This window comes from Duganella sp. 1411 (assembly GCF_017833525.1).
Taxonomy (GTDB): Bacteria; Pseudomonadota; Gammaproteobacteria; order Burkholderiales; family Burkholderiaceae_D; genus Rugamonas.
Genome location: NZ_JAFICD010000002.1, coordinates 45491 through 56534, shown reverse-complemented (window position 1 = coordinate 56534; position 11044 = coordinate 45491). Strand labels below are relative to the sequence as shown.

At 64.9% G+C, this 11044-nt stretch carries 11 protein-coding genes; 7 read left to right on the top strand and 4 right to left on the bottom strand.

The annotated features are described in order from the left end of the window. Nucleotides 1-35: 35 nt before the first annotated feature. A complete protein-coding gene (locus tag JOD97_RS12045) occupies nt 36-1058 on the bottom strand; it encodes a LacI family DNA-binding transcriptional regulator (protein ID WP_209717629.1) in 1023 nt (340 codons plus the stop codon). Between the two features lie 130 nt (nt 1059-1188). Here JOD97_RS12045 and rimO point away from each other — a divergent pair, with 130 nt between their 5' ends. From rimO to JOD97_RS12020, 5 genes are all read left to right on the top strand, one after another. Continuing rightward, nucleotides 1189-2598, top strand: coding sequence for a 30S ribosomal protein S12 methylthiotransferase RimO (rimO, locus tag JOD97_RS12040; protein ID WP_229264406.1), 1410 nt, complete (start codon nt 1189-1191; stop codon nt 2596-2598). 54 nt (nt 2599-2652) lie between these two features. Next, a complete protein-coding gene (locus JOD97_RS12035; protein WP_209717626.1) occupies nt 2653-3822 on the top strand; it encodes a cystathionine beta-lyase in 1170 nt (389 codons plus the stop codon). Beyond that, complete coding sequence (gene hisC / locus JOD97_RS12030) at nt 3819-4877, top strand: histidinol-phosphate transaminase (RefSeq protein WP_209717623.1); 1059 nt, start codon at nt 3819-3821, stop codon at nt 4875-4877. Before JOD97_RS12035 ends, hisC begins: the two co-directional genes overlap by 4 nt. 207 nt (nt 4878-5084) lie before the next feature. Then, nucleotides 5085-6314, top strand: coding sequence for a putative DNA modification/repair radical SAM protein (locus JOD97_RS12025; RefSeq protein ID WP_209717621.1), 1230 nt, complete (start codon nt 5085-5087; stop codon nt 6312-6314). After that, a complete protein-coding gene (locus JOD97_RS12020; RefSeq protein WP_209720267.1) occupies nt 6311-7816 on the top strand; it encodes a UdgX family uracil-DNA binding protein in 1506 nt (501 codons plus the stop codon). The genes JOD97_RS12025 and JOD97_RS12020 overlap by 4 nt, the downstream gene beginning before the upstream one ends. On the opposite strand, the gene JOD97_RS12015 is transcribed toward JOD97_RS12020, so the two are convergent. Beyond that, nucleotides 7813-8175 carry a hypothetical protein gene (locus tag JOD97_RS12015; protein WP_209717619.1) on the bottom strand — a complete coding sequence of 121 codons (363 nt, stop codon included), beginning with the start codon at nt 8173-8175 and terminating at the stop codon, nt 7813-7815. The two genes, JOD97_RS12020 and JOD97_RS12015, sit on opposite strands and share 4 nt — an antisense overlap. Before the next feature lie 138 nt (nt 8176-8313). Further along, nucleotides 8314-8982, bottom strand: a complete 669-nt coding sequence (locus JOD97_RS12010; protein WP_209717616.1) for a GyrI-like domain-containing protein — start codon at nt 8980-8982, stop codon at nt 8314-8316. 81 nt (nt 8983-9063) lie between these two features. Between JOD97_RS12010 and JOD97_RS12005 the strand changes: the two genes are divergently transcribed. Together JOD97_RS12005 and JOD97_RS12000 are read left to right on the top strand one after the other, a co-directional pair. Further along, nucleotides 9064-9540, top strand: a complete 477-nt coding sequence (locus JOD97_RS12005; RefSeq protein WP_209717614.1) for a low molecular weight protein-tyrosine-phosphatase — start codon at nt 9064-9066, stop codon at nt 9538-9540. Between the two features lies 1 nt (nt 9541). After that, a complete protein-coding gene (locus JOD97_RS12000) occupies nt 9542-10087 on the top strand; it encodes a GNAT family N-acetyltransferase (RefSeq protein ID WP_209717609.1) in 546 nt (181 codons plus the stop codon). A gap of 106 nt (nt 10088-10193) precedes the next feature. Here the strand turns inward: JOD97_RS12000 and serB are convergent, their stop codons facing one another. Continuing rightward, nucleotides 10194-11036 (bottom strand): phosphoserine phosphatase SerB, encoded by an 843-nt coding sequence (gene serB / locus JOD97_RS11995; RefSeq protein WP_209720264.1) that lies wholly within the window; start codon nt 11034-11036, stop codon nt 10194-10196. Nucleotides 11037-11044 lie beyond the last annotated feature (8 nt).

Below are 11044 nucleotides of genomic sequence, written 5' to 3'. Positions count from 1 at the left end.
GCTGCGCTAATCCGCCCTACGTGTTTTAGACGTGTTCAACGTGTGGGGCCGATGGACGGCTTGCTGACGGAGCCCCGCATCGATACCGTGACCGGGAACTTGCGCGTGATGGCGTGCTGCGTGTTGTAGCATTGGTTGAGCAGCCAGCGCACGGCGTTCTGCGTCAGCTCCCGTATCGGTATGTGCACCGACGTCAGGCCCGGCGACGAGAATTCGGCCGAGTAGTCGTCATCGTAGCCGACGATGGATACCTCGTGCGGCACGCTGATGCCGGCGCGGTGCAGGCAGGACATGGCGCCCACGGCCATTTCATCGTTGGCGCAGAATAAACCGGTGAACGGGCGCCGCGCGTCGATCAGTCGCTGGGTGGCGCCGAAACCGCCTTCGCGCGAGAAGTCCGACTCGATCAGCTGCACCGACGCGCGCTCGATGCCGCCGCGCGCCAGCTCGTCGAAGAAGCCATCCATGCGGGCCTTGTTGTCGGAGGTGGCGGCGGGGCCGGAGATGACGGCCAGTTGGCGATGTCCGGCCTCCAGCAGGGTTTGCGCCGCCAGCGCGCCGCCGTGGCGGTGGTCGGGACAGAACGAGGCGTCCTCGAACTGCGCGCTGTGGCGGTTGAGGAAGGCCAGCTTCGGCTGCATTTTGCGCAGCGCCAGCATGTCTTCGTCGTGCAGGTCGTGGCCCAGCACGACGATGCCGTCGCAATCGCGCCCGATCAGAAACTCGACCGCTTCGATCGCCTCGTCGCGCGGCGTGCCGTCGCCGCAGCCGGTGGCCACCACCACGTGGCGGCGCACGGCGCGCAGCTCGATGTCGGTCTGTTTGAGGATGGTGCCATAGTACGCGCCGAAGAACGACGGTACGTAGATGCCGATGATGCCCAGCGATTGCGCCGACAGCGAGCGGCCGATGGACGAGGGGCGGAAGTTGAGCTGTTCGATCGCCGCCTGGACCTTCCGCATCGACTCGGCCGACACCGGGCCGGCGCCCGAGATGGCGCGCGATGCCGTCGACATGCCGACGCCGGCGAGCATTGCGACGTCTTTCAGCGTTGCCACACATTCTCCTGAAGTTATGTAAAGTATATCGGTAAGCCTTATCCTAGCATGATCTCCCTATGAGAATAGGGTATAATCGTCGATTGCTCGTAATTTTCATGGCGCATTTAGCAACCCCAGGCAACCTATCATGCAATCGCAACCACTCTCCCGTATCACCCAGCCCGCCGCCGCCAGCACCTCCGTGACGGGTGCCGCACCGAAGGTCGGCTTCGTCTCGCTCGGCTGCCCCAAGGCGCTGGTCGACTCCGAACAGATCCTCACCCAGCTGCGTGCCGAAGGCTACGAGACGGCCAAGTCGTACGATGGCGCCGATCTGGTGATCGTCAACACCTGCGGCTTCATCGACGCCGCCGTGCAGGAGTCGCTCGACGCCATCGGCGAGGCGCTGGCCGAAAACGGCAAAGTGATCGTGACCGGCTGCCTGGGCGCGAAAAAAGACGCCGCCGGCGACGACATCATCATGAAGGTGCACCCGAAGGTGCTGGCCGTGACAGGCCCGCACGCGCTGGCCGAGGTGATGGACTCGGTCCACTTCCACCTGCCGAAGCCGCACGAGCCGTTCATCGACCTGGTGCCGGCGCAGGGCATCAAGCTGACGCCGAAGCACTACGCCTACCTGAAAATCTCCGAAGGCTGCAACCACCGCTGCAGCTTCTGCATCATTCCATCGATGCGCGGCGACCTGGTGTCGCGTCCCATCGCGGACCTGATGCTGGAGGCGGAAAACCTGTTTAAATCGGGCGTCAAGGAACTGCTGGTCATCTCGCAGGACACCTCGGCCTACGGCGTCGATGTCAAGTTCCGCACCGGCTTCTGGAACGGCCGTCCGATCAAGACCCACATGACGCAACTGACCGAGGCGCTGGGCGAGCTGGCCAAGTCGTACGGCGCCTGGGTGCGTCTGCACTACGTTTATCCGTACCCGCACGTCGACCAGGTCATCCCGATGATGGGCGACGGCCATATCCTGCCGTACCTGGATATCCCGATGCAGCACGCGCATCCCGATGTGTTGAAGCGCATGAAGCGCCCGGCCAGCGGCGAGAAAAACCTCGACCGCATCCAGGCGTGGCGCAAGATGAATCCGGACCTGACCATTCGCTCGACCTTCATCGCCGGCTTCCCCGGCGAGACCGACGCCGAATTCGAATACCTGCTGGACTTCCTCAAGGAAGCGCAGATCGACCGCCTGGGCTGCTTCGCCTACTCGCCAGTCGAAGGCGCCACCGCCAACGAACTGGCCAATCCGGTGCCGGAAGAACTGCGTGAAGAACGCCGCGGCCGCGTGATGCTGCTGCAGGAAGAGATCTCGAAGAACCGCCTGAAGGCCAAAGTCGGCAAGACCGTGCGCGTGTTGATCGATGAAGTCAACCGCAGCGGCGGCATCGGCCGCTCCAGCGCCGACGCGCCGGAAATCGACGGCGTGGTGTACGTCAAGCCGCCGTACGAGCCGCACAAGAAGCTGGTGGTCGGCCAGTTCATCGACGTCAAGATCACCACCTCCGACGCCCACGACCTGTGGGGCGAGGCGCAGTAATCATCACGAAGGCGGGCCCGTTGCGGTCCGCCTTTTTTTTCACTTGGTTTAAACATGACGATCAAAAAATCCCCGCAGACGGCATTGATACACTCCGATTACCAGGCGCCGGAAGGCTTTGCCGCGTTCCCGAGCGCGATCCACCACGCGTCGACGGTGCTGTTCAAGAACGTCGCCGCCATGCGCTCGGGCGACTGGAAAGAGAAGAACGCTTATACCTACGGGTTGCACGGCACGCCGACCACCTTCACGCTGGAGGCGCGCCTGGCCGAGATCGAGGACGGCAAGCACTGCCTGCTGGCGCCGAGCGGCCTGGCGGCGATCGCGATGGTCGATTTCGCCGTGCTCAAGGCCGGCGACGACGTGCTGTTGCCCGATAACGTCTATAACCCCAACCGCGAGCTGGGACGCTGGCTGTCGGCCGATTTCGGCATCACCGCGCGCTATTACGATCCGCTGATCGGCGCCGGCATCGCGGCGCTGATCCAGCCGAACACAAAGCTGATCTGGACCGAGGCGCCGGGCTCCGTATCGATGGAGGTGCCGGACCTGCCGGCCATCTGCCAGGCGGCGCACGCGCGCGGGGTGCTGGTCGCGCTGGATAACACGTGGTCGGCCGGCCTGGCGCTGCGCGGCTTCGATCTGGGCGTCGACATCATCATGCAGGCGCTGACCAAGTATCAATCCGGCGGCTCGGATGTGCTGATGGGCGCCGTCATCACGCGCGACGCCGCGCTGAACGAGCGTTTGAGCATGGCGCACATGCGGCTCGGCATGGGCGTCGGCGCCGACGACGCCTATCTGGTGTTGCGCGGCCTGCCGTCGATGCGTTTGCGCTTCGACGCCCACGACGCGGCCGCGCGCAAGCTGGCCGCCTGGCTGCAGGCGCGTCCCGAAATCACCAAGGTATTGCATCCGGCCTTCGCCGATTGTCCCGGCCACGACATCTGGAAACGTGACTTCAGCGGGGCGGGGGGCTTGTTCTCGGTGCTGTTCGATCCGCGCTTTACCGAACAGCAGACCGACCGCTTCGTCGATGCGCTGCAACTGTTCAAAATCGGCTACAGCTGGGGCGGCGCCAACAGCCTGGTGATGCCGTATCGGATACAGCACATGCGCAAGGACTGGAACGACCAAGGTATACTTGTGCGCTTCAACGTCGGCCTCGAAGACGTCAATGATTTGATCGCGGATATCGAACGCGCAATGGGAGAGATGCAGTGAGCCGTTTTTGGAGCGACATCGTTCATGAACTGACGCCGTACACGCCGGGCGAGCAGGTTCGCATGCCCAACCTGATTAAACTGAACACCAACGAGAATCCGTACGGCCCGTCGCCGAAGGCGGTGGCGGCGATGCAGGCCGCCGTGGGCGACTCGCTGCGGCTGTACTCCGATCCGGCCAACGCGACGGTCAAGGATGCCGTGGCCAAGCGCTTCGGCCTGACGCGCGAGCAGGTTTTCGTCGGCAACAGCTCGGACGAGGTGCTGGCGCATACCTTCCACGCGCTGCTCAAGCACGACAAACCGCTGCTTTGCCCGGATATCAGCTACAGCTTCTATCCAACCTATTGCAGCCTGTATGGCATCGAGGCGGTCCAGGTGCCGCTGAACGTCCGGTTCGAGATCGACGTGGCCGACTACGCGCAGCCGTGCGGCGCGATCATCATCGCCAATCCGAACGCGCCGACCGGCATCGCGCTGCCGCTGAGCCAAATCGAAGCGCTGCTGGACGCGCATCCGGACCAGGTGGTCGTCGTCGACGAGGCTTATGTGGACTTCGGCGCCGACAGCGCCATCGCGCTGCTGGACCGCTACGACAATCTGCTGGTGGTGCAGACGCTGTCCAAATCCCGCTCGCTGGCAGGTCTGCGGGTCGGTTTCGCGGTCGGTCACCCTGATCTGATCGCCGGGCTTGAGCGGGTCAAGAACAGTTTCAACTGCTATCCGCTGGGCCAGGTGGCGCAGGCCGGGGCGGTGGCGGCGATCGAAGACGCGGCGCATATGGCGCGGACGTCGCAAGCCATCATCACCACCCGTGCGTGGCTGACCGCGCGCATGGTGGAACTGGGCTTCGAGGTGCTGCCCTCGCAGGCGAACTTCATCTTCGCGCGCCATCCGCGGCATGACGGCGCGGGCATCGCGGCGGCGCTGCGCGAGCGGGCCATCCTGGTGCGGCATTTCAAGCAGGCGCGCATCGATCAGTTCCTGCGGATCTCGATCGGCACCGACGCCGAATGCGCCGCGCTGATTGATGCGTTAAAAGCGATAGTTTTCTGAATTACGTAGGGCGGATTAGCGGAGCGTAATCCGCCATGCATGTTCCGTCGGCGGCTCATCGATGGCGGATTACGGCGTTCCGCCTAATCCGCCCTACGTGGTTGTAATACCGGGTCAATAGCCGGACAGACCGCACACCGGACGCCATTTTGCGGCCGATCATTGATATACTGTATCTTTATACAGTGTTAAAAGATTGAGGCGACCATGGAGTTGACGGACAAGCTGGAGATCCTGGCGGATGCCGCCAAATACGACGCGTCCTGCGCCAGCAGCGGCGCGCCCAAACGCCATTCCATCGGCAAGGACGGTTTCGGCGCCACCACCGGCATGGGCATCTGCCACAGCTACACGCCGGACGGGCGCTGCGTCTCCCTGCTCAAGGTCCTGCTGACCAATTACTGCCTTTACGATTGCCAGTACTGCGTCAACCGACGCACTTCCAACGTGCCGCGCGCCCGTTTCACGGTGGCCGAAGTGGTCAAATTGACCACCGATTTCTACCTGCGCAATTACATCGACGGCTTGTTTCTCAGTTCCGGCATCATCCAGTCGGCCGACTACACGATGGAGCAGCTGGTGCAGGTCGCGCGCGAGCTGCGCGAGGTGCACCAGTTCCGCGGCTATATCCATCTGAAGACCATTCCCGACGCCGATCCGGCGCTGATCGCCGCCGCCGGCCGCTATGCCGACCGCTTGAGCGTCAATATCGAGCTGCCCACCCAGGACAGCGTGCAAAAGCTGGCGCCGGAAAAAAGCGTCCATACCATCAAGCTGGCGATGGGGTCGATCCGCCGCAAGCTCGATGAAAAGGCCGAGGAGCCCAAGTCGCCGCGCTTCGCACCGGCCGGGCAAAGCACGCAAATGATCGTCGGCGCCGACGCCAGCGACGACCAGCAGATACTGACCACGGCGGAGACGTTGTACGGCAGCTACAAGCTCAAACGCGTGTACTACTCCGCCTTCAGCCCGATCCCGCAAAGCCCTAAAAGCGTGCCGCTGGCGCCGCCGCCGATGCTGCGCGAGCACCGTCTGTACCAAGCCGATTTCCTGCTGCGCAGTTACGGCTTCCAGGTCAACGAGCTGTTGCCGGCGACCGGTAACCTGGCGCTCGACATCGATCCCAAGCTGGCCTGGGCGCTGGAGCACCGCGAGCATTTTCCGATGGACCTGAACCGCGCCGAGCCGCACATGATCGCGCGCATCCCCGGCATCGGCCTGCGCAATGCGCAGCGGCTGATCGACTTGCGGCGGCTGAGGCAAATCCGCTACGCCGATTTGTCGCGCCTGCGCTGCAGCATGAAGAAGATTTCGCCCTTCATCATCACGGCCGATTATTTTCCGTCCAACGACGCCGGCCCGTCCGAACATCTGCGCCGCGCCATGGCCGACGCGCCGCAACAGATGAATCTTTGGCCGGAACTGCAGGCGGCATGATACGGCGGGTGGCCTCGTCGTTCGAGGAATGGCGCGACGCCGCGCGCGGACTAATCGCGCGCCGCGTCGCGCCTGAATTCGTAGAATGGCTATCTAAGCCGGAGGACGGCGATTTGTTCTCTGCCATACCGGACGAGGAAGCCGGCACGACGCCAGCCCGCGATGCCAATCGGGGTCGTACCCCGGATGGGGTACGACCCCTAAGCGGTGGCGAGGGCGCGCCGGCGATGGCAGGCGGGGGTGAACCGCCAGCGACCCTGCGCTTGCCGCGCCAGTTGATGGAACTACTCGACAGCGCCGCCTGTTTCAGCGCACCGGATCGCTGGGCTTTTCTGTACAAGGTGGTCTGGCGCTGGCAACTGGGCGAACACGATGTGATCTCGCCGGCCGATCCGGATGGCGCGCGGCTGCACGGGATGGTGAAGGCTGTTCATCGGGAGGAGCATGACATGCATGCGTATGTGCGTTTCCGCGAGCGCAAGGAGGAGGACGGCGCGCCGCGTTTCGTCGCCTGGTTCGAACCCACCCACGAGGTGCTGCCGCAGGTGGCGCGGCATTTCGCCCGCCGCATGGGCAACGTCACGTGGATGATCGCCACGCCGGATAAAGCCGTGCTGTGGGACGGCGAGCGGCTGCACGAGGCGCCGTCGCTGATGCGCAGCGCGGCCGACATCGACGACGCCGGCGAGGCGTTGTGGCTGACCTATTACCGCAGCATCTTCAACCCGGCGCGCCTGAACGCCGATCTGCTGCGCAGCCATATTCCGTCGCGCTTCTGGAAAAATCTGCCGGAAGGGGCGATCGTGCCGGTCATGGTCAGCGCCGCGGCCAATGGCGAGCGGCGCACCGGCCAGACCGGCACCGTGGGCCGGCGCGGTGGCGCGACCACGATCCCGATCGCCGCCGAGCGCGCGCAGCCGAAGCGCGAGCATCCGACCACGCTCGATCAATGCCGCCGCTGCGATCTGTGGGAGAACGCGACGCAGGCGGTGCCCGGCGTCGGGCCGAAGCGGGCCCGCATCATGCTGGTCGGCGAGCAGCCGGGCGATCAGGAGGATTTGCAGGGCTTGCCGTTCGTCGGCCCGGCCGGCGCGGTGCTGGAAAAAGCGATGGCGCAGGCGGGCATGGAGCGCGACAGCATCTACTTGACCAACGCCGTCAAGCACTTCAAGTGGGAGTTGCGCGGCAAACGCCGGCTGCACAAGACGCCCGCGCAAAAGGAGATCACCGCCTGCCATCTATGGCTGGAGGAGGAGCTGGAGCGCGTGCGTCCCGATGTGGTGGTGGCGCTGGGCAGCACGGCCTTGAAATCGGTGCTGCAGGACGGCGCCGTCACGATGAAATCGGTGATGGGCGCGCCGGTGCAGCACGACGGCCGCTGGGTGGTGACGGTGTACCATCCGTCGTATGTGCTGCGCGCGCCCGACGAGGCCACGCGCCAGCAGGCCTACGAGGTGATCGTCGAAGGCCTGCGCCAGGCGCTGCGCCTGTCGAACGGCTAAACGGCGGCCGCCTCGTTGTTGTTCAGCCGGATGAAGCCGACGATCAGGCGGTAGGCTTTCCAGACCCAGGCGCCGACGAACACCAGCCACGCGACCGGGATGCCGATGATGGTGGCGAACAGCACGCCGCCGACCGCCATCCAGACCACGTACCACCAGAACGAACGGATCATCCAGGTGTGGTGGCTGTGGACGAAGGTGCCCTCGGTGCCGGGGCGCTGCACGTAGTTGATGATCAGCGGGATCACGGAGAACAACCCCAGCGAAAAGACGAAGCTCACGCCGTGGATCACGTAGAGCCACCATGCGGTGGTTTTTGCGGAGCCGACGCGGCTATCCAGAACCAGTTCCTGCGACATGGTATTTCCTTTAAAGTTGGTGGACCTGGTTCAAAGTATAACAACGTCAATTCGGCTTGGGCGGACAAATCGCGCGCAAACGGCGGCGATGGCCGGCAAACGTGCGGCGCCGCACACATGCCGGCCGGCGGTTCGGACCTACAGCGGCCGCACCGGGATGCAGATATCGCACACGATCCGGCCGTTTTCCGGGTTGGTCATGGTGTCGAGGCTGAACATCTCGAAGCAGGGCCGGTCGTCGCACAGCAGGCCGCTGTCGGGCAGCCAGTTGCGCGTCAGCCAGGTCCAGGCGTTGGCGATGGCGGCCGGCTCGCCCTCGAAGCGGGCCACGGCGTAGCGGCCGCCGGGCAGGGTGGTCAGGTCGGCCGAGCCGGCGGCGTCGAAGCCGTCCGGCACCGTGACGCAGGCGTCGTGGTCGGGCGCCGCCAGCGCCTGCGCGGCCAGGCGCTGGCGCGTATCGCGCCGCCATTCGGTGGGCGTGCAGCCGAATTTGAGCTTGAAGGCGCGCGCGAACGCCTCGCCGGAACCGAAGCCGGTGGCCAGCGCCGTCTGCAGCACCGACTCCGCGGGCTTGCAGGCGAGGCGGAAGGCCGCCTTCTCGAGCCGGCGGCGGCGCGCATAATCGCCCAGCGTTTCGCCCATCCACGCGGCGAACACGCGGTGAAAATGGAAGGGCGAGAAATTGGCCACCCCGGCCAGCTGTTGCAGGTCCAGCGGCTGGTCCAGATGCAGGTCGATATGGTTGAGCACTCGGTTCATGCGGCGGGTGTATTCGGCGCGCGGGGAAGGCGGATTGGTGTTGGTCATCTGCTAATTATAGCAATGCGATGGCGTTCCCCGCGTCGCTGGCGTAAAGTGGCGGCTTCCATCTTTTTTTAGAGTGTCGTCATGGGTAAAGCTGTTTCGGTGCTGTTTGTCTGCATGGGCAATATCTGCCGCTCGCCGACGGCGGAAGGGGTGTTTCGTCACCGGGTCGAGGCGGCCGGCCTGGCCGGGCGCTTCATCATCGACTCGGCCGGCACGCACGGCTACCATGTCGGCGAGCCGCCGGACACGCGGTCGATGGAGTACGCGGCCAAGCGCGGCTACGATCTGTCGGCGCAGCGCTCGCGCAAGGTGGCGGCGGCCGATTTCGAGGCCTTCGACCACGTGCTGGCGATGGACCACGACAATCTGCGCCTGCTGGAGGCGGCCTGTCCGCCGCAACACCGGCATAAACTGGGGCTGTTCATGGCGCACGCCAGCCGCGCCGCATCGGACGTCGTCCCCGATCCGTATTATGGCGGCGGCCGGGGTTTCGACCTGGTGCTCGACTATATCGAGGACGCCTCCGATGGCTTGATCGCCTTCCTGAGGGAGAAGTAGGATGGCGGCCCTCGTCGGTGACGGCCTTTGTCTGCGCCCTTTGTTAATGGCGGACGCGCCGGCGCTGGCGCGGGCCGCGCTGGAATCGGTATCGACCGTCGGCGTCTGGCTGCCGTGGTGCGACGCCTCCTTCACCGAGGCCGACGCCGAGCACTGGGTGCGGACCTGCGAAGAGGACCGCGCGGACGGCAGCGCCTACAGCGTGGGCATCTTCGACGCCGCCGGCGGCGAGTACCTGGGCGGCATCGGCATCAACCATATCAACCGCGAGCACGATTTCGCCAATCTGGGTTTCTGGGTGCGGCAATCGCGCCAGGGCGAGCGCATCGCGCCGCGCGCGGCGCGCCTGATGGCCGCTTATGGATTCGGGAAGCTCGGGCTGACCCGATTGGAGATCGTCGCGGCCGAGCAGAATACGCGCAGCCGCAAGGTGGCGGAGAAGGCCGGCGCGCGCTTCGAGGGCATCCTGCACAACCGCCTGGTCATACGCGGCGTGGCGGTGCCGGCGGCGATGTACGCGCTCTTGCCCGAGAGCGGAATCACGTAGGGCGGATTAGGCGGAACGCCGTAATCGGCCATGCATGAGCCGCCGACGGCCCAGCCATGGCCGATTACGCTGCGCTAATCCGCCCTACGAATACAATTGGCGACGCTCAGGTCAGCAGTGGCAGGATGCCGTCCAGGCCGACGAAGTTGAGCGCCACGTTGGCCTGCTCGCGCACCACCGGCTTGGCGCGGAACGCCACCGACATGCCGGAAATGCCCATCATTTTCAGGTCGTTGGCGCCGTCGCCCATGACGATCGCCTGCGACGGCGAGATGCCCAGTTGGGCGCACACCCGTTCGACGGTGCGCTTCTTTTCCTCGGCGTCGACGATGGTGCCGATCACCTTGCCGGTCAGTTTGCCGTCCACCACTTCCAGCTCGTTGGCGTTGGTGTAGTCCAGCCCCAGGCGGGTTTTCAACCGCTCCGTGAAGAAGGTGAAGCCGCCCGATACCAGCAGCGTTTTGAGCCCGGCCTGGCGCACCGCCGCGAGCATGGTCTCCGCGCCCGGCGACAGCTGCAGCCGTTCGTCGTACACGCGCTCGAGCGCCGACGCGTCCAGTCCCTCGAGCAGCGCGACGCGGCGCTTGAGGCTTTCGGCGAAATCGAGCTCGCCGCGCATGGCCGCCTCGGTGATCTCGGACACCTGCGGCTTTAAACCCTGCATGTCGGCGATTTCGTCGATGCACTCGATGGTGATCAGGGTCGAATCCATATCCATGGCGACCAGCTTGAATTCGCTCATCTTGTGGATGCCGATGGAGTAGGTGGCGTCCAGTTGCGCGGCCTGGGCGGCCACCTCGATGGTTTGGCGCAGCGCCGGCGAGAAGGTGATGCCCTCGCAGCGCAGCGCGCGCTCGCCGAGCCAAGTGATGGTTTTCGGCGCGGTGAGGGCGGCGATGCGCTCCAGCCTGGCCTTGCAATCGTCGATCCCCTGCAAAACCAGGTTCATGGTGTCTT